Annotated in this window: 16 protein-coding genes; 6 read left to right on the top strand and 10 right to left on the bottom strand. The window is 42.0% G+C overall.

Features of this window, described 5'->3' with window-relative positions:
- Positions 1-3: 3 nt before the first annotated feature.
- The 6 genes from C8R34_RS03980 to C8R34_RS03950 all read left to right on the top strand — a co-directional run bounded on the left by C8R34_RS03980 (position 4) and on the right by C8R34_RS03950 (position 11110).
- On the top strand, positions 4-1524 hold the full coding sequence (locus C8R34_RS03980; protein WP_110338071.1) for an Ig-like domain-containing protein: 1521 nt from the start codon (positions 4-6) through the stop codon (positions 1522-1524).
- 60 nt (positions 1525-1584) lie between these two features.
- Entirely contained in the window at positions 1585-4551 is a 2967-nt protein-coding gene (locus C8R34_RS03975) for an EAL domain-containing protein (protein WP_165872518.1), read from the top strand.
- Positions 4552-4658: 107 nt separating this feature from the next.
- Entirely contained in the window at positions 4659-5480 is an 822-nt protein-coding gene (locus C8R34_RS03970; protein ID WP_110338067.1) for an efflux RND transporter periplasmic adaptor subunit, read from the top strand.
- Between the two features lie 37 nt (positions 5481-5517).
- Positions 5518-6870 carry an efflux RND transporter periplasmic adaptor subunit gene (locus C8R34_RS03965; protein ID WP_110338065.1) on the top strand — a complete coding sequence of 451 codons (1353 nt, stop codon included), beginning with the start codon at positions 5518-5520 and terminating at the stop codon, positions 6868-6870.
- 39 nt (positions 6871-6909) lie between these two features.
- Positions 6910-9027, top strand: a complete 2118-nt coding sequence (locus C8R34_RS03960; protein ID WP_110338063.1) for an HlyD family efflux transporter periplasmic adaptor subunit — start codon at positions 6910-6912, stop codon at positions 9025-9027.
- A gap of 646 nt (positions 9028-9673) precedes the next feature.
- Positions 9674-11110, top strand: coding sequence for an ATPase (locus tag C8R34_RS03950; RefSeq protein ID WP_110338059.1), 1437 nt, complete (start codon positions 9674-9676; stop codon positions 11108-11110).
- Positions 11111-11290: 180 nt separating this feature from the next.
- On the opposite strand, the gene C8R34_RS03945 is transcribed toward C8R34_RS03950, so the two are convergent.
- The 10 genes from C8R34_RS03945 to C8R34_RS03900 form a co-directional block, all read right to left on the bottom strand.
- On the bottom strand, positions 11291-12385 hold the full coding sequence (locus C8R34_RS03945) for a tetratricopeptide repeat protein (RefSeq protein ID WP_110338057.1): 1095 nt from the start codon (positions 12383-12385) through the stop codon (positions 11291-11293).
- Positions 12386-12469: 84 nt separating this feature from the next.
- Complete coding sequence (locus tag C8R34_RS03940) at positions 12470-13003, bottom strand: tetratricopeptide repeat protein (protein WP_110338055.1); 534 nt, start codon at positions 13001-13003, stop codon at positions 12470-12472.
- Positions 13004-13022: 19 nt separating this feature from the next.
- Complete coding sequence (locus tag C8R34_RS03935; RefSeq protein WP_110338053.1) at positions 13023-13964, bottom strand: type II secretion system F family protein; 942 nt, start codon at positions 13962-13964, stop codon at positions 13023-13025.
- Between the two features lie 64 nt (positions 13965-14028).
- Entirely contained in the window at positions 14029-15003 is a 975-nt protein-coding gene (locus tag C8R34_RS03930; protein ID WP_110338051.1) for a type II secretion system F family protein, read from the bottom strand.
- Positions 15004-15020: 17 nt separating this feature from the next.
- The gene (locus C8R34_RS03925; protein ID WP_110338049.1) at positions 15021-16388 is read right to left on the bottom strand and encodes a CpaF family protein; all 1368 of its coding nucleotides are present in this window, start codon (positions 16386-16388) and stop codon (positions 15021-15023) included.
- Between the two features lie 23 nt (positions 16389-16411).
- Complete coding sequence (locus C8R34_RS03920) at positions 16412-17608, bottom strand: AAA family ATPase (RefSeq protein ID WP_110338047.1); 1197 nt, start codon at positions 17606-17608, stop codon at positions 16412-16414.
- A gap of 166 nt (positions 17609-17774) precedes the next feature.
- Positions 17775-18236 (bottom strand): TadE/TadG family type IV pilus assembly protein, encoded by a 462-nt coding sequence (locus tag C8R34_RS03915; RefSeq protein ID WP_110338045.1) that lies wholly within the window; start codon positions 18234-18236, stop codon positions 17775-17777.
- On the bottom strand, positions 18233-18682 hold the full coding sequence (locus tag C8R34_RS03910) for a TadE/TadG family type IV pilus assembly protein (protein WP_110338043.1): 450 nt from the start codon (positions 18680-18682) through the stop codon (positions 18233-18235). Before C8R34_RS03910 ends, C8R34_RS03915 begins: the two co-directional genes overlap by 4 nt.
- 47 nt (positions 18683-18729) lie before the next feature.
- Complete coding sequence (locus tag C8R34_RS03905; RefSeq protein ID WP_258364345.1) at positions 18730-20124, bottom strand: pilus assembly protein TadG-related protein; 1395 nt, start codon at positions 20122-20124, stop codon at positions 18730-18732.
- Positions 20081-20389, bottom strand: coding sequence for a tRNA dimethylallyltransferase (locus tag C8R34_RS03900; RefSeq protein WP_110338039.1), 309 nt, complete (start codon positions 20387-20389; stop codon positions 20081-20083). Before C8R34_RS03900 ends, C8R34_RS03905 begins: the two co-directional genes overlap by 44 nt.
- Positions 20390-20399 lie beyond the last annotated feature (10 nt).

Below are 20399 nucleotides of genomic sequence, written 5' to 3'. Positions count from 1 at the left end.
ACGGTGGCCGAGAATGCCGCCAATGGTACTTCGGTGGGTACGGTCAGTACCACCGATCCCGATAACGGTGATACCCAAAGCTATAGCCTGACCGACACTGCCGGTGGACGTTTTGCCATTAACGGCAGCACCGGCGAAATTACAGTGGCCAATGGAGCGCTGCTGAATTTTGAGGCAGCCACCAGCCATAGCGTGACCGTCAGAGTCACCGATTCCGGCGGACTAACCTATGATGAGACTTTCATCATCAATCTGACCAATAATAATGAAGCACCAATAAATACAGTGCCCGGTTCCCAGATTATTAATAGGGATGCACCATTGACTCTTGGAGGAATATTTGTTTCTGATGCAAATAATGATTTAAGTACCGTGCAATTAGTAGTTGATCACGGTACGCTAAAAGTTACATTATCAGGCACTGCTAGCATTAGCGCAGGAAGTAATGGCACAAACTCTCTGACTTTGTCAGGCAGCCTAACGGATATCAATGTGACCTTAGAGAGTTTAATCTATCAAAGCAACTACAATTACATTGGAATTGATACTTTAAATGTCATTAGTAGTGATAGTAATTCGGCGCAAGATGTTGATACTGTCGTTATTAATGTTGTGTACAACAATAATCTTCCTGTCGGTTTAAATGATAGTTATACGTTATTGCAGAATTCTATATTTTCCGTAGAAGCACCTGGATTGCTCATCAATGATAGTGATGCCGACAACGATAAGCTATCAATTACTCCGGTGAGTGACCCCGAACATGGTACGCTGGTAATGAGTTCCGATGGCAGCTTTATTTATACACCCAATAAAGATTTTGTCGGGGTGGATTCGTTTACATATGTTATCCATGATGGTTATGGAAATTCTTCTCCTGTTACCGTAACGTTAACCGTGAATCCGGTGGTGCTTCCATTACCCGAAACACCTTCATCACCAATTGTGCCGATAACGCCGCCATCGCCAGCACCAGTCTTGTCTCCTCCCGTTGCCCAAGGAACAGTACCATCCATAGCACCTACAACTGTATTGCCAGCAATGCAGAACGCACTTGGACCAGCCATCTCCACCATTTCAGAAAATGTAACTGAAAATGCCAGATTAGCACTTCAGCCTACAAAGATACTGCAAGGTGGTGCAAATAATAATTTATCTGAGCATTTGCAAGAAATTAGCAGCACTATCGCACACGCTTTGCCTACGCAAAACACTGTAATCGCCAATCAACAATTATGGGAAGAGGTTGAAAATATACAGATAGACATTCAGAAAGCATTCGATGAAAAAGAATTAACCACAAATGTTGCATCTGTTTTAGGTATCTCATTAACTGCAGGTATTGTAGGATGGCTAACACGATCAGGTTCGATGCTGGCAAGCCTCTTAAGCATCGTTCCTGCGTGGAAGAGTGTAGACCCTCTTTCTATCGTCGTTGCAAAATCAGGCAAAAATACTCATGAGCACTTAAAGGAAGGCGATGATATTAAACAAAAAGAAAATTCTGCTGAAGAACTTTTTTAATTAAGCATGTTTACACTGCGGCCATACGTTCGACTTAGCTTAGGATTAATAGCATTAATCTTGAGTATTTTGTTAATTGGTCAATCGCTTGGCATAGTTCCTGACAAATCGCACTCTCTTTTAGAAAACCGAAAGAATATAACAGAGATTCTTGCCATCCAGTTTGCATTAGCAGCAGAAAAAAATGATTTCATCCAGATAGAAAAAACTTTAAATATTCTAGTAAACCGTAACTTAGATATTCTTTCAGGTGCCGTTCGAAAAAGTGATGGCGTATTTTTTGCAGTTGTAGGTGCTCATGATGAGTATTGGCAAATTAATGAAAATAATGCGCCATCTTTGACACATATCCAGGTTCCTATCTTTCAAGATGATCAGATATGGGGAGTCGTTGAAATAAGTTTTGCACCTCTCCTGGGTAATAATCTCTTGGAAGAAATAAAAAACTCATTCTGGGGTTTTATGCTGTTCGTTGCGGTATCTGGTTTGTTTGGTCATTTATTAATGCTGAAACGCGCCTTAAAAGAACTGGATCCTTCAGGAGTTGTTCCGCAGCGAATTAAATCTGCTTTTGATACTTTAACCGAAGGCATACTGATTCTTGATGAGCAAGGACGTATTCTATTAGCAAACAATGCATTCAGCCAAAAAGTAGCACTACCATCCGATAGTTTAATTGGTAAAGAAGTTTCAAAACTAAACTGGGAAAAATCTTCAGTTGAACAATTGAAAGAAGATTGGCCTTATCCCTGGGCAGAATCTCTTAAGAAGAGAAAAATACAAACACGTATACGGTTAAATTTTAATTCAACTCGACAGGATAAAAGCATTTTTATGATTAATAGTGCGCCAATTCTAGGTAATGACAATCAATGTAAAGGTGCATTAGTTACTTTTGATGATGTTACGGAAATCGAGGAAAACAATCTCAAGCTTGACTTGATGTTAAAAAATCTAGAATCATCGAGGAACGAGATATCGCGCCAAAATAATGAATTAAAAAAATTGGCAGAGATCGATCCGCTCACTGGTTTTTACAATCGACGAGCATTGACTTCCTATTTCAACGAAGCTTTTAACTTGTCACGTGAGCAAGGCAGCAATCTTATTTGCATCATGCTCGATATTGATCATTTTAAATCTGTAAATGATAATTATGGGCATCAGGTCGGCGATGAGGTCATTAAATTGGTTACTATCATTTCCAGAGAAAGTTTACGAGATACGGATATTGTAGGTCGATATGGAGGAGAAGAGTTTTGTCTTGTATTACTAAATATTGATATTGAGACTGCTTTGAAAATTGCTGAACGCATTCGTACCAACGTAATGAATGCTACTACTTATCATGCTTTTGGAATTGAACGAGTAACTATAAGTTTAGGAATCTCCTTGATAACGGATGGAGCACAAGATATCAATGGAATGATCGACTTGGCAGATAAGGCACTTTATTATTCTAAGAAAAATGGCCGTAACCGCGTTACTGTGTGGAGAGATATTGCACAAGAAGATAGCAGCGCTGATACAGTAGATAATGCGGAAAAAAGCGGTACTTCGGTAGCTGTTGTTAATGATACTGCCAACATCGACATCAATCAATTAATCGGAAAAATTAAAGAATTAGAACAGCTAAATGAAAAACAACAAAAACTGATTGAGCATCACACAAGCTATGACTCTGGAACTGGCCTACTGAATCGTTTCGGCTTACAGGAACGACTTAAGACCGCAATTTCCTATGCGACCAGATCAGGTTGCTATGTAGCTATTCTCTCCCTTTCATTAAATAGCTATCAGCGCGTTTACAATACTTTAGGTTATGAGGCAGCAGAAAAATTCATCGTCGATGCCTCTCGCAGAATAAGTAGTATTTTGCGCACAACAGATGTCGTATCCTCCGGAACCGGAACCACAGGTCTCGATTCAATGCTATCGAGAAAAAATGAAAGTGGTTTTTATATTTTACTTTCTGAATTAAAGAGGAGCGAACCTATAACACAGATTATTAACCGTATTTATCTCGCGTTCAATCAAGCTTTAATTATTGAGGGTTTTAACATAAATACTGACAGCGCAATTGGCGTTAGTATCTATCCAATTGATGATCTGAACGCTGCTAATTTACTGAGTTATGCTGACTTAGCGCTAAATAATGCTGAATCTAGCGGCATAGGGAAGTGTCAATTTTATTCAAAAGAAATAAACCATCAGTATTTGTCAGAAATACAACTTGAGTCAGATCTTATACGTGCTATTGAACAGAGCGAATTCGAAGTTTTTTATCAACCCATTGTTGATATTGAACATAATGTGATCAGCAAATTTGAGGCCCTGCTACGTTGGCACCATCCTGAAAAAGGAATCCTGACTGCAGCAGACTTTATTGGCGTTGCCGAACGAAGTGGCTTGATCCTGCATATTGGTGATTGGGTTCTTCGTGAAGCAATCAAACAACTTGCCATTTGGCGCAAAGAAGTATCAGATGAAATACAAATATCGGTGAATATATCAGCCGCACAACTGCAATTTGAGGGTTTGGTCGGAAAAGTAATCAGCTATTTACGTGAGTATGAAGTACCACTCAAAAATTTAGTGCTTGAAATTACTGAAAGCATGATTATGCAATCTATCGAAGGCTCGGCACAGCTTTTGAATAAACTTCATGACATGGGAGTTCAAATTGCACTTGATGACTTTGGTGTGGGATATGCATCATTTCAGTATTTACAAAAATTTCCTATTGATATCGTCAAAATAGATCGCTCATTTATGAGTGATATTAATGAAGATACAGATAATAACGCTATTGTTTTGGCAATTATCGAAATGTCGAAAAAAATGGGAATGACTGTTGTGGCAGAAGGAGTAGAAACCGAAAAACAATTTAAGCATTTATGCAAATTAAAATGCGATGAAGCTCAAGGCTATTTACTTGGGCATCCCATGCCAAAAGAGCACGCTTATAGCGCCCTTAAACGACTTAATCTAGCGACCGAGAGACAATTTGTTGTGGTTAATCAGTGAGATTTCTTTGATCTAATATGTTATAAACACATGGCGTTGAATTAGAATTCTTCAACTCATTGCTTTCATCGTACATCTTTACTAATTCTATTAAGAGCCGAGATCAAATGAGAGTTTCTAGCTATATTGGATTCATTTTTGTGTTTTATATTTTATATTACATAACAAATGGTTACGCAGAATCTACTGAACCTAAGGCTGCTTCTGTCTTGAATTCTATAGAAAAGCAAGCTAAAGAAAAGTCTACCTCTCCTTCCACTTCAACGACAACAATCCGAGGCTTGGTTAAGCCATTACGTGAAGCTGTGTTATCAACCGATGTGATCGCTAAAATTACACACATTAATGTCAAGGAAGGAGATCGTTTCAAGCAAGGAGAAAAACTAGTACAGTTTGAATGTAGCCGACAAAGAGCGCAGCTAAAAGCAGCAGAAGCTGAAGTTTTAGCAAAAAAAATGATTTCTGAGAATAACGAAAGTCTTTCGACATTTAATGCTGTCGGCTCACTTGAACTGGATGTATCCAAAGCTCAGTTGGATAAAGCCATGGCAGAACTGGAGGCAATAAAAATTGGTAATTACTTCATTTGCTCTTTTAGAGCGCCATGGAATGGGCGAGTTACTGAGATTAAAGCGAACGCACATGAAGTGATTGAACCAGGTCGTGAAATTATGAAAATCTTAGATGACACAAGTCTTGAGGTTGAGATGATCGTTCCATCCGGTTGGCTAAAATGGATAAGACCAGGCATCGATATTTCCATGGCAATCGACGAAACAGGGAAAAATTATGATCTTGAAATATCCAGAGTTGGAGCCCGGGTTGACCCTGTTTCTCAAACCATACGTATCTTTTCAAGTTTTAAGAGCGATGCAACAGATGTTTTGGCTGGAATGAGCGGAACCGTTATTATTAATCTCCCAGATTAACGCTGATCTAGAAAAAACACATAAGGATCAATGTGTCATGGATGACAGAAAAGTGTTTCCAGAGGAAAGCAAAGCAACTTTGATCTTACTTCAGTTAGAAGCAGACGCACGTAATGCAGAAGATTTATTGGCATTACATTACCTTATAGTCAATGAAACACGACGTTTACTAAAATACCGACATGCAACACTCTTAAAAGCTGTCGGGCAAGTAAATTCTAGTTTCCAAGCAATCAGAACATCCGGTCTTACTGTGGTTGATCGTTCAATTCCAAAAAACCAATTGATTGAACGCATCATTCATCATCAAAGAAAAGAATCTTCGAGTGATCTGCCTTCCCAAGTCATTTTTGAGCAGCTCTCAAATGAATTGCAACAAGATCTTCAGAGCTTATTGCTACCATTTCCTGTTTGGATTGGCATGCGATTGCCAAATGGCATATTAATAGGTGCTTTATGGCTTGAAAGGGAAACCGCGTGGAGTGATAACGAGCTGTTCTTGATAAAACGATTAGCTGATACCTATGCACATGCTTGGGGCTATTTTGAAAAGCATCGACCATTAAAAATATGGTTAGCTTCTAGAAAAACTCGATGGGTAATTGGGATCATGACAGTGATCTTGTTTTTCTTACCCATCCAGCACTCAACGCTGGGATCCGTTAAAGTTGTTGCTAAAGATCCACTGATTGTAAGTGCACCTATCGACGGAGTAATCGCATCAATACCCGTTGAACCCAATCAACTGATCTCTCAAGGACAAACATTATTCAATTATGAAGATACCAGCTATAGAAACGAATACGTGGTTGCTCAACAATCCTTAGCCGTCGCCGAAGCTGAATTGAAAAGAGCTACTCAAAGTGCATTCCAAGATGAAAAAAGTAAAGCAGAAGTGGCTTTATTAAAAACAAAAGTTGAATTAGCTAATATCAAGAGAAATTACGCAAAAGAAATGCTTGATCATCTTCATGTGATAGCAGATAGAGATGGATTTCTGTTATTTGGTGACAAGCTAGAGTTAATTGGGAAACCAGTGGTTGTTGGTGAAAGGCTTATGGAAATTGCGGAAACTGGGAAATTTATGTTTCGTATTGATTTACCCGTTCAAAATAATATTGAATTTTCTATCGGGGCCCCGGTAAAAATATACCTGAATATTGATCCGCTTAATTCAATCAGCGCAGAAGTTACTAATATTGGCTTTCGTGCTGAAGTGATACCAGGAGATACGCTGGTTTACCGAGTCGATGCTGAAACAACAGCGACAATTGATCATCTTAGAATTGGTTGGCAAGGTACAGCTAAAATATATGGTAATTCGGTTAATTTATTTTTTTATCTTTTTCGTCGACCTCTTGCGGCAGCCCGCCAATATTTTGATTTTTAAGTTAAGCGATTGGCATGACGCTCTGGGACAAAAGAAAACATGTCTTCAAGTAACATTCAACCCTTACCTTCATTACGAAGCGATTTACATTTCTTAAAAGCGCCTAATGCTCATGATGGGTCAGCCACATGGACTTTATATGATCCTGTCAATAATCGTTTTTACCGAATAAGCATCCTGATTCATCACATGCTGAGCAGATGGTCAATCAATAATGGTCAGCAGATAATAGATCAGATCGCAAATGAAACAGTTTTTAAACCGACACAAGAAGATATAGCAACTCTGATTAACTTCCTGCAGCGCAACCAATTAACGAATCAATCTCATGCGCAACCAGCCTCTGAATATTTAGCACAACACAGAAAGGCTGATACAAATTTGTGGAAGAAAATAGCTCATCAATATTTATTTTTTCGCATTCCTCTTTTTCAACCCGATGCGTTCTTGAATCGAACGTATCCTTTTGTCAAGCAATTATTTTCTGCCACTTTCCTGAGTTTTGCCATCCTAATCGGTATAGCGGGTTTATACCTAGTTTCACGTCAATGGGATGTGTTTGCGAACACATTCCTTCATTTTTTTTCGTTGCAAGGTATCCTTGTTTATGCAATTGCGTTAATAGGCGTAAAGACTATTCACGAGCTTGGGCATATGTATACAGCGAAGCATTATGGTTGTCGTGTACCTAGTATGGGGTTAGCTTTTATGGTCATGGTGCCAATGATCTATAGCGATATGTCGGATACGTGGCGGCTATATTCAAAGAAACAACGAATACATGTAGCTGCAGCTGGAATTTTGAATGAACTGTTGATGGCTGGTATTTGTTTATTTATTTGGGCATTTTTACCCGAAGGGATATTGCGTAGCGTTTGTTTTGTGATTGCAACTACCAGTTTGATTAGTAGCCTGCTGATCAATATCACACCTTTTATGCGTTTCGATGGTTACTATATTTTGTCAGACTGGTGGGGCATCGACAATTTGCAGCAACGATCATTTCTATTAGCAAAATGGAAATTACGCCAATTACTATTTGGATCCGTCGAAGAGAAACCGGAGCATTTTTCTCCTGAAATAGAATTTAAATTGATTGGCTATGCATGGTTTACCTGGTTCTATCGTTTGATTCTATTCATCGGAATTGCTCTACTAGTTTATCATCTATTTTTCAAATTATTAGGTATTATTCTATTTGTAGTGGAGATAGTTGCACTTATTCTTGTTCCTCTTTTTAAAGAAGTCAGATATTGGTGGATGTTAAGAAACAGCATTCAATTAAATAATCGGTTGCGAATATGGATGCTTATTTTAATAAGCTCTATAAGCCTTTTATTTATCCCTTGGAATTCACATATTTATATTCCTGGAGTACTAACCTCTGCAAATTACAGTAAGATTTTCACACCTGAATCCGCCCAAATTGTTTCTATTGAGATTCAATCAGGTCAAAAAGTAGATAAAGACCAAGTACTTATAGTATTAAAATCACAGAAACTCGACGTAGAAATAGAACTTACACGCAAACGGCTCGAATTGTTAGAACTGCGCGCCACAAGAGCGGTGGTCAGTCGTCAAGAGCAAGATAATTTGCAGGTAATACTAGAAGAAATTGCATCAGAATCCAGCAAACTGGAGGGCTTGGAGAGGCAGCAGGAAAAACTTAGCCTACGCGCACCATTTTCGGGGGTCATTACAGAAATGGATGAAACATTGCACGTGTCTGGTTGGGTTAAAAGTGCCACACCGCTTTTCTCCATTATGGACTCGAACACTTCTGAAATCAGAGGTGTTGTCTCTGAATATGAACTGAATCGAATTGAACTAGGGCAACAAGCCTCATTCTACCCTGAGGATATTCAATTACCCAAATTAACGGCTTCCATTGATAGAATCGATAAAAGCGAAATCAGGAATCTTGATTTAACCTATCTGATTTCAAACTATGGTGGAAGTGTGGCTACTCGGAGCAGCAAGAATGGTACATTTGTACCGGAAACAACAATTTATGCTGTCTACTTAGGTAATGTTTCTTCCTCAGTACCACAAAAAGAAATCAAGGGAAACATTTTTATCTCGGGCACTCCCATTTCACTCGCAACGAGAGTCTATGAAATGATCACATCTGTTTTTATACGAGAAAGTGGTTTTTAATGGTGATTGCGTGGATTACCTGGTCAATTCTAAGCCGGTACAACTAGGCTTTTCTGATCAATTTTCGATCGGTGTCAACACATGATCTGGCTTTCCGTAAATCGTTGCTTCTTCATCAGTAAAATTCCTCTTCGTCTACGATAGAAAATTCTACTGCTTTGCTCGATTAATTTTTGAGAGGATTACCCAGGGAGCATCTCGAAACTGGACCATGCCAATAAAAAAACTGGAAAGCGGCTTTGAATCGTTTTATGATCGAATTCGAAGAACGACTGATTGCGTATGTCTAATTCAGACAGTTACACAGTTAAATTTACAGTCTCCATCAAAAATTGTTCAGCTAACTCAGCCAGGGTCCTATCACCCTTGATTGCGGCTATTGCCATTTTGGCTTTGAATCCCGCTGCGTGATTCCTTCTCGTCCTTCTCATACTCTCGCTCCTTTTCTTGCCGTCTATTACACGGCTTGGGTTGAGCAAGACTAACACTTTTCCGACTGTCCGAATTTGCGAAGCCCCTTCTTTTATGAAGAAAAACAATATTTGTCCGTTAACTTGATTTAAATATTGCTTAATTAAATTAAGTCGTTAGTTATCTAGTGTAGTTTCAGCTTATTACTTTTAATTTTTATATTAAGGAAAGTGTTATGGCAGACCCAATTGGTGAATTATTAATTAGAGAAGGTTTTATATCAGCGGCACAATTGGCCCAAGTAAAAATCAACCAAAAACAGAGTGGCAGTAAATTAGAAGATTGCTTGGTTTCATTGGGCCTCCTAACCACTGAACAGATAAGACAGATACTCCATCCTGTTCCGCCTATACCGTTAAAAATATTTAACACTGGATTAAGTGAAGCATTTCTTAGCGATCTTCTATTAAAGGCTGCTTATCAAGAAGCAGGCACTTTTACCATGCGTCAAGTCATGCAGAAACTCTGCCTTCCATTTAGCGTTATTGATGAACTCATTGAGCTACTTAAGGCAGATCAATTGATTGCCATTCGCTCGGCGGCAAGTTATGGACGCGAAACTCAAATCTTTGAATTGACACAACGCGGCCGTGAGAGAGCGAAGGCGGCGCTGGATGTAAGTCTTTACGTCGGCGCTGCGCCGGTTCCTTTGCAAGACTATACACGCATACTTGTTCAACAATATGTTCAGCAGATTGAGATTGATAGCGAATGGATACGCAGATCCCTTAGCCACATGGTCGTTAGTGAACAATTACTTAATCAACTAGGCCCGGCTTTCAGTTCCGGGCGAGCTATCTTTCTGTATGGCCCGCCAGGTACAGGAAAATCAAGTCTTGCTGAAGCATTGGGACGCGCACTACCCGGTGATATTTACATACCCCATGCAGTCGAAGTAAATGGACAGGTAATCTGCTTATATGATCCGGCTATACATTTCTGCTTTGAAGAAGAAACTACCGGCAGTGCTCAGCTCGATATCACCGTCAATCTGAAGTATGATCCACGGTGGAAAAAATGCCGCCGCCCCGTGGTAATGGCTGGAGGAGAGTTTACCACGGACATGCTTGACCTACGCTTTGATATCAATAGTAAATTTTATGAAGCCCCCATTCAAATGAAAGCCGCAAACGGTGTATTCATCCTAGATGATTTTGGTCGTCAGAAAATTCCGCCCCGTGAGATGCTAAATCGCTGGATAGTTCCTCTTGAACGCGGTACAGATTTTCTGTCTTTACATACAGGTATGAAATTTGAAATACCTTTTGATCAAATTAATATTTTTAGCACTAATTTGCACCCTATGGATTTAGTTGATGAAGCGTTTTTACGCCGCATCCGCCATAAAATAAAAACACCTTACTCAACTGAGGATGAATATAAAGAAATTCTTCGGCGTGTCTGTATAAAACAAGGTATCGAATATAACGAAAATGTGGCTAATCATCTTTTGGATACTTATTACCGGAAAACCGGTAGGCCGCTCGTTGGTAGCCATCCCCGGGACATTATTGATCAGATTGTTGATTTCTCAAGATTCTTAAAAGAGCCGCCAGTATTTACAATGGCAACTGTTGATGCGGCAGCAGCTAACTATTTTGTAGAATTGTAGAATTCATAATACTGGATTTGTACATGAGTGCAAATCCAGTATGAATCAACACAATAGAAGGAAGTCTTCACGCGGTAGAAAAAACTGACAAATGATACAATTATGCAGTTAATCAATATATTGTATCTTATGTACTTTCCAAGTTTTGATGTTATCCGCCGTGCGTGCAAAGGAGATTTTCTAATTTATCGCCTTAGCTATAGACTGTTCGGAGTTCTGACTGATTTGGATCTGATCTTTTCTGCTGAAATGAGTGATTTCACGGGAGTAATCTTGCCCGAGTAGAATTTTAACCTGTATATCGTTTCGCAGCTTATTACTTTCTACCAGTTTAACCTGCTTTGGTAACATCTGATTAATCTGATAGGCTTGTTGATAATTACCTGGTTGATAGTATATTTCCGTCTGGTATTGATTATACGTTTGATGATTTGTCAGCCTTGCTCCTGCATGACCGTATTGTTGAAAAAAAACAGATACCTGTCTCGCCATGCCTGTCATACCATTACCGTTTGAGACTTCTATTCGGATAGCTTTATTATCAAGCGGGCTGGAATCTTTAAGCTGGGAAGTTTGCTCAGAAGATACAGTGACTAATGACTCACTCTTCTTAGCCTTATATTCATAAATATGCGGTGATGTATGAGTAAGTTTTGAGTCAGAAGTATCATTTAATACTGACTCATGATGATGAGGTTCTTTCAAGTTAGCTTGGATAGTTTCATGCATAACAGGTGGCGGAGGATTAACCGAAGCTGCCTGTAATGAAGCAGTTTTATCGGTTAAATCGATTCTTTCATGTGCAACCGCCAAATTAAGGCGCGCCCTTTCGTTTTCCGGATCCAGCAGCAGTGCTTTTTCGAGTGACTTAACTGCTTCAGCTTCATTTCCCTGAGTCAGATACGCATAGCCAAGATTATTGTACAAATAAGTTTCCTTGGGCGAAATTTCAATGGCCTTATGGAAATGCTGTAATGACAGTTCATATCGACCTTGTATGGAATAAATAACACCCAGACCATTATGTACTTCAACATAATCAGGCTTCTCTTCCAACGCTCTCGCATAAGCAGCTATTGCTCTTTGATAATCTATCTTGCCTTGATAATATCGCCCTAATAAATACATAATCTTGGGACTGCCATTGGCATGCTTTATATTCATCACCGGCTTGATTTCAATATCTGCAAATGATGCGTCTTTTTGAATAAAAGCGCATCCATTTAATGCAAGCGTACAGCCTACCATCCAACTAAGTTGTTTTATCTTGAACATAGTGGTTCTCCTGATACTTTCTATGATTATGCTTCTAGAATAGCTGCCTGATACTAATATAACTTGAACTGCTTAAATCTAGAACTATGGCTGCTTTGGCTCTTGCCATTGCCCGCAAGACTGACCCTGAACACACCCCATTAGCTTATATGCTGATTCCAGATTATTGCGCGCATGTAAATTTCCTGGATCGAGTTGCAAGGCACGTTCAAATGCACCGGCTGCTTCGCTATTACGTCCTTGTTTTAATAAGGCGTAACCTAGGTTATTGTGTAAGTGAGATACCAGTGGTGCTAATCTGATAGCTTCGCTAATATACTGAACTCCCAATTCATGTTCACCTAATGTTGAGTAAATCACTCCCATGTTATTATAGGCCTCGTAATTATCAGGCATTAGTTCAATAACTTTTTCGTAGACACTAATCGCTTCAGCATATTCATTTTTCTGATGGTATTCGCGACCCAATTGATATAACTTTTTAGCATCCATCAAGCGTGCATCTTCAGAATTAGGTAGCATGCCGATTGCATTATTATTCTTTTGCTGGGGGGCGGCACATCCTCCTAGTATCAGCAGACAGCCAATGATCAACAGTGATTGTTTTAGTTTGTACATAAGTTCATAGCTCCTTTAATTAACCACCTGCCATTGTGGGCAACAGGGTGCGGGAAATGCTAATAATTGCTGGGCCAACGATAACCACAAGCAGTGCTGGAAAGATAAAGAAAATAAGCGGGAATAGCAGCTTGAGCGCTATCTTGGCTGCCGCTTCTTCTGCACGTAAGCGACGTTTAGTACGCAACATATCGGAATGAACTCGTAGAGACGCTGCAACACTGGTACCAAAACGATCGGCTTGTATCAGCATTGCGACCAGCCCTTCGATCTCTTCAACGCCGGTGCGCAATGCCAGATTGCGTAATGCCTGATCACGGCTCCTACCTGCGCGCATTTCCAGATTGACCAAATGAAGTTCTTCCGCCAATGGCTTGCATTTGACATGCATTTCTTCTCCGACCTTTTTCATCGCGGCATCTAGCCCCAATCCCGCTTCCACACAAACTGTCATTAGATCAATAGCATCAGGAAAATTTTCAAACAAGTCACGTTGACGTATTTTAATGATATGTGCCAAGATTAAATTTGGTAGATAATACCCCCCTGCGGCTAATGCGAGAAAAAACAGCAAAGAGATATCAGCATTTACCTGCAAACGGCTGACGCCCACATAAAGAAAGAAAATACCTGGCAAGATCAATGCCAGCAATGTTTTTCCTCCAAAATAAAAGAAGGGTACTGATTGTGAACGGTAACCTGCATGCATAAAACGAGTGCGCAAAGGAGAGTTTTCCCAATCTTCACTTGGCAGCGAAAGCTTGGCAAACGGGCCTGTGAGCTTATTGGCAACCTGTTCCCATTGGTTGGATTCGTTTAAAGAGGATTCAGTATGCTCTGAGGCAATTTGCTCCAGCCGCGATTGCGTTGGATTAGGTGTTAATAATCGCATCAATCCAAAAACACCGACTGCTACAGCAAAAAAAATGATAATTAGATATGCTATTTGAATCATGATCATGATTTATTTACTCCAGATTACAGTGCAGCAGTCAATACAAGTAGATCCATGTATCAGATTAGAGTTATACCCGAATTTTGATAATACGCCACATGGCAAAAATTCCGATCACCATCATGGTTAATGAACCACCAAGCAGTAAATGCCCTAATGGATCTGTAAACAATAAATTCAGGTACCCTGGATTAACCAGCTGGAAAACCAGTGCCAATGCAAAGGGTAAGCAACCCAAGATCCACGCCGACAAACGTCCTTCTGCTGACAGCACGCGAATGGTTCCTAATAACTTCAGGCGTGCTCTGATCAGGCTGCTGATGCTTTCAAGCAGTTCCGCCAAATTACCACCACTCTCACGTTGAATCAGCACGGCAATAACAAGATAGCGCAGGTCGGTACTGGGCACGCGCATACTCAGATTCATGAGTGCATCCTGCATTGAAATGCCATAGTTGATTTCTTCAAAGGTTATGCGAAACTCATCCGCAATGGGCTGTGCACCTTCACTGGCAACCATTTGCAGTGCTCCCGAAAAAGCATGGCCAGCTTTCAATGCACGCGCCATTAAATCAATGGCATCGGGTAGTTGTTCTTCAATTTTTAATAAGCGTTTGTGGCGTGCGCTTATTACCAACAGCACAGGGAGCGATCCTGCTATTACCAGACAGAGTAATGAAAATGTGAAATGCAGATTCAGTAACGATGCGATGGCTAAACCGCCGAGCGCTGCTAAGCTTGTGTAACCTAGAAACCCCGTTACATTGATTTGCATGCCTGACTGAACCAGCAGCCGGTCGAGACTATGAATTCGCGGAATTTGTAATAGCAGACGTTCTAATGTCGGGGAATCACTTAATAATCGCTGTTTGATCAGATTTTGATCGCTTGAATCCTGCCAACCGGCAGAAATTGTCTGCAACCGTTTCTCGATACGAATTGCTTCCGGTCCTTTATAGGCATTCCACGTCAAGTAGAGGCCTTCCAGAAATAGAACAATTGCGATAAATGCCAATGCGATAAACAGATAATAAGCATAGTCCATTTTTGCAAAGAACCCTTTTATTTAAAAATTCTGGTTGGATCGAACAATTCGTCACGCAAGGGGACGCCAAATACTTTCAAGCGCTCGGCAAATTGGGGACGAATGCCAGTCGCATGAAATTGTCCTTGTATAATGCCATTCTCGTCTATACCTGTCTGGCTATAAGTAAAAATCTCCTGCATGGTAATTATGTCACCTTCCATGCCAGTGATCTCCTGAATACTAATCAGCCTGCGTTTTCCATCCGTCATGCGAGAAACTTGAACGACGACCCAGATTGCAGAACTAATTTGTTGTCGTGCAGCTTTAGTAGGAAGATTCATTTCAGCCATACTGACCATATTTTCAATTCGGCTCAGTGCATCTCTAGGTGTATTGGCATGCACTGTGGCCATGGAACCTTCATGACCTGTATTCATGGCTTGCAGCATATCCATGGCTTCCGGGCCACGCACTTCACCGATAATGACCCGGTCTGGTCGCATGCGCAAACTGTTGCGGACTAATGCACGTTGCGCTACCTCACCTTTACCTTCGACGTTCGGTGGACGTGTTTCGAGTCGCACGACATGTGGCTGTTGAAGCTGCAATTCCGCCGCATCCTCGATAGTTACAACCCTTTCAGATACTGGAATAAAGCTAGACATGATATTCAGCAAGGTGGTTTTGCCGCTACCTGTTCCCCCGGAAATAAGAATATTGCACTTGCTTTTAACCAGTCCTGCAATGACTTCAGCCATGGCCGGCGTTAGAGATTTGTAGCGCAATAGGTCATCCATCTTGAGAGGGGAAGATGGGAATCTCCGGATAGATAAAAGCGGGCCATCCAAGGCCAGTGGCGGAATAATGGCGTTGACACGGGAACCATCTGCTAAGCGGGCATCGACCATCGGGCTGGATTCATCAACGCGGCGACCGATTCTGGATACGATACGGTCGATAATTCTCATCAAATGGCGGTTGTCGGCAAAATGCGCATCTGTTAGCTCCAGCTTGCCACGGCGCTCGACATAAACTTGATTGTATGTATTTACCAGAATATCAGATATTGTCGGATCAACCAGCAAAGGTTCTAATGGTCCTAGCCCCATGATCTCATGCTGAATATCGGAAACCAAACCGCCTCTTTCTGTCAGATTGATGGGTATTTTTTCTTCATTCAGCAATTGTTCAACGAGATCTTTGATCTCATTCATCAAACGATCTGCGGGTAACCGCTCCATCACAGATAGATCAACTCGATCGAGTAGTTTCTGATGAATCCTTGATTTAAGCTCGTGATATGAGCTTTTCTCGAGCAGCGTGTTTTCTTCCATGATCAGTACCTGTTCAGGCACAGTCGTATTAGTCTCTCCCCAGCGTTGCAAACGATCTCGTATAGACATAATTAATGATCCATAAACAGGTGTTAAGAAAATAGTTTTTTAAACCAACGGCCTTGGCGCTCAGAATTCTGACTCAATTCATTGCTAATTTCCTCAATCGCTTTGGAAATTGGACTGCGCTGAGCCAATTTGAAAACTGGCACACCATGATTCACTGATTCATCGACTACGGAGAAGTTATTGGGAATGGATTTAAAGACCTGATTTCTAAGTGTGTTATGAATATCATCCAGCGTAATTTCGCTTTTTTTGTCATAACGGTTAACAATAAGCCGCAACTTTTCCTTGTGGTAGCCCAATGAGTGAAATGCATCGAGCAGACGCTTAGCATCACGGATAAATGGCAAAGTCTGCTGCAACACTGGGAAAATCATATCGGCTTTGTCGAGTGCCTGGATCGATACAGCATCCATGCGCCGGCCAATATCAAGAATGACAAAATCATAATTCTTGGTTGCGACCTGAAGCATCGGATTGACATGCTCGGGTTTTATTTCCGTTGCTTTCTCCGGTTCATCCGGTGCTGCCAAAATACCCAAATTAGGTAGAACCTGGATCATGCTGGAAGCCAGGAATGACCCATCCAGCCGATGAATTTGTCGGGCGACATCAGCAATAGATGCTGGAGGCTTGCTATCAGTTAGAAATAACGAGGCATCTCCCAACTGAAGATTAAAATCAATTAGGGCAACTCGTTGGTTATTTTGTGCCGCCAGTGTATAAGCCAGATTGGTGGCTAAAAATGTAGCTCCGCTTCCTCCTTTGCAAGGAATAAATGCCAGAATTTTTCCGCTTCTAACAGGCATGCCTGCCTGTTTAATCCTTTGCTGAAACCGATTAATTGCACCCAGCAATGATTCACGAGTCGGTGGTGTCGGTAACGCTTCGCGAACACCTACGCGCATCACTTCAATTAACCGCTCCGGGGATTGAGTCGGGCATAACATGATGACACCCAAGCTTGGAAATCGCGCCGTTACATTGCTCAAAACCTGTAGCTCACTGGTTCCAGTATCGGAGCTTTCCAGCAGCAACAAGTCAGGATGTTCCTGTTCAGCAACCGCAGCAACCTGCTGTATACCACCATTGATAGTTAATATCTTATGCGAACTTTCCTGATCCTGGCCTTGAGTAAATGGATGTGATGCATCAAATTCAGATAAGAGTTGGCGGATACTGTCCAAAATTTGTTGTTTCTGTGAGATAGCAGCAATAATCACTTTTATTCCTTCCTATTGTTAACCACTATTTAGCGAATGAATGCAATACGTCGGTGTTAGCAAGATATTCTCGGATATCATGCAGATATTGTTGGTCTTGTGTGACAGTTACAATTCCCAATTTCATATTCCTCTTTACAGATACAGATGATTTATTCATATCAGCTCAAGCACAATCAGGGTTAGCGCTATCCATGCTCTCTCGTGGCAGCGTCGTGCTAAAAGGCGGCATCTGGATGTTCAGCGGCACAAGTGGAATTAGAGTTGATACTGTCAACCCGGAAATGCTGACTGTGATTGATCTACATGAGTCTTGATCGCAGCTATTTCCATCCTTGTCGATATACTGAACAGTAATGTTGCCAGTATTTAGAATACCCAGCATCGCTTGCATTTTTTGTTTGATAGCTGCTGCATCCTGATTGCACACGACCGCCAAGCGAGCACCGAGCCGTGTCGCTTCCGTGGCCGTATTCCAGTAGAAAAGTACGCGACTCATTTCCATGATGCCGAACAAAAGTGTAAATAACAGTGCAGCAATCAAGGCAAATTCAACAGCAGCAGCGCCGCGCTGACTGGATCGATTAATCAATAAAGATCTTGGGTAAAATCGTTGAGTAGATTTCATGATTGCCTCATCGTTGCGCGAATGTCACCGAATGTTATTGATGTATCGCCACCACCTAGAAACGTGCGGGGATCCAGCAAAAAATTAAACGTATAACCCGTAATTTTAACTTCAACCAGCGTGATCGCTGTACCTACTGCCGTCGTGGTATTGATGGGATTGATGCTTACCAGACCGGTAGTCAATCCAGGTGCCAAGGCTTGCCCGGTGCAACCGGTATTGCCGTATACCGCGAGGCATTTGGCCTCTGTTTGTGCTTGTGAATAACCAGTACCTGTCGGATTCAAGTGCGAAAGATGCCGCACCGAATCGCGGGTTGCCTTGACGAGTGTGTTGTACTGATACAGCGCCCGCCCAAACTCAGCCGCACCTAGTGCGAGCATTAGCATTGGGATCAATAACAACGCAAACTCAACAGCAACCGCTCCACACATTGCTTTCTGCATGTTTCCAAGAGATTTTTTTGGGATGTATTTTGCCTGGTACATGTTATTTACCTCACAAGGGCCGGAACCATCGGACCAACCCCAGTAGGGCCAGCAGGTACGCCGTTGGTAGCGCATGGGCTATTGGCCTGATTCGACCGCCCCAGGTATTCCAGGTACATCCGGTCTGCGCCGGTACCTGTGCCACCCTGGGAATTATTGATTGGATGCAGCATCAGCACACACGCCCAAGCTTGAACACCTGAGGTAGTGCCCTTCTGTAGGCCATCGCAATCAACGACAGCAACAGTGGCTAATCTGCGGTCTGCACCATGCACTTGTAAATACGAGGAAGGTTCTACAGTTCCCTTTGTTTTCAGTCCGGTACTTGTATCACCTTGATAAGCCGCATTGCTACCTCGTTTGCTCTGAAAATCGGAGAATGCGCCAAATTTCGAAGGCCAGTTTTTTTCAGTGTAAGCATAACCGCTGAAATCAGGTATCGCATCGCCAACTTTAACGCTGCCTTGGTAAATGCCAAAGCGGCTGTTCCAGTCATCGGCGAGCGAGGATTTGACGCCAGCTTCCCCCACCTCAGTGCCTAGTGCGGGAAGATCGCAGACACCGGGGCCTGTTAGTTGCCCTGCCAGTTCAGATGCACCGCCACCGGGCGGAGTGTAGTCGGTCCACATGAAATTACCTGTCAGATCGGCCTGATCGCCTTTTTTACCGCCTTTACCGGGACCAAGCACACTTGTCAGCCATGTCCCAACAGCTGTACTCGCAGGTACATTACTGCTGCAAACGCCTACCGGAATGGCGCAAGAGGTAATCTGTGATGGCGAGAGAGTAGCCACTGCACTTGCAGCAACGGTCTGATCACCGATGTCGATACCCGGCAGAATATTGAGCACTTGGATAAGCCAATTGGCAATGCCTGCTCGACTGGCTTCACAACGTGCAAATCGCATATCGGTCGCCCCTGAGCCATTAAAGGCAGATTGATAGCCTCCCGCCAGCGCTGTACTGAATGTCACGCTACTGATGACAACCTGTTCATCCTGGAAGAGCACATTGTGGCGTTCACCAGTGGTAATTCCAGCGGCTTCAGCCAGTACAAGCTGATTGGTGTTAGCACCGCTTAATTCACGCGCAGCGGCCAAAGCACAGGCATCTGCACTATTCTGTAATTCGGTTTTGGCAACATAGAGTTTGCCCAGATCCAAGGCAAGCCCAACAAAACCGATCAGAACTGCCATTGATAGCGCTACCATGATTGCAACGGCACCGCGCTCTTTTCTGATGTTTGGCATACCTTGCCATCTTCTTCCTAAACTAGGAGTACTCATGCTACGCATAAACAATTCCTCTGGTGATGTGTCAACTTCAACAGCTGATGTGATGGAAACGTGTAGCTTCTTACTGCTGACTGCCGCCTCTGCTACCACCACTGGTTCCCACATCCAATGCACCACGAGCTGGTGCTGGGCGATTGATATAGGAATCCCGGTAATTATCGTACATGGCATCGCCGGCCTGACCATCAACCCCTCTAACCGGTGCAGTATTCAGCGATGCATCAGGATTCACCGTTTGCTGAGCCTTTGCCATACCCACAGCATTACCGAATCTGGTATCCATCCGCTTCGGAGGATGGGTAACACAAGCAGTTAATACCAGCATGAGTATTGGCAAACACAAAGTTGTTTTGGTAGAAAATTTGTTCATAATAATCTTG

This window comes from Nitrosomonas sp. Nm84 (genome assembly GCF_003201565.1).
Taxonomy (GTDB): Bacteria; Pseudomonadota; Gammaproteobacteria; order Burkholderiales; family Nitrosomonadaceae; genus Nitrosomonas.
This window is presented reverse-complemented; position numbering and strand designations above follow the sequence as displayed.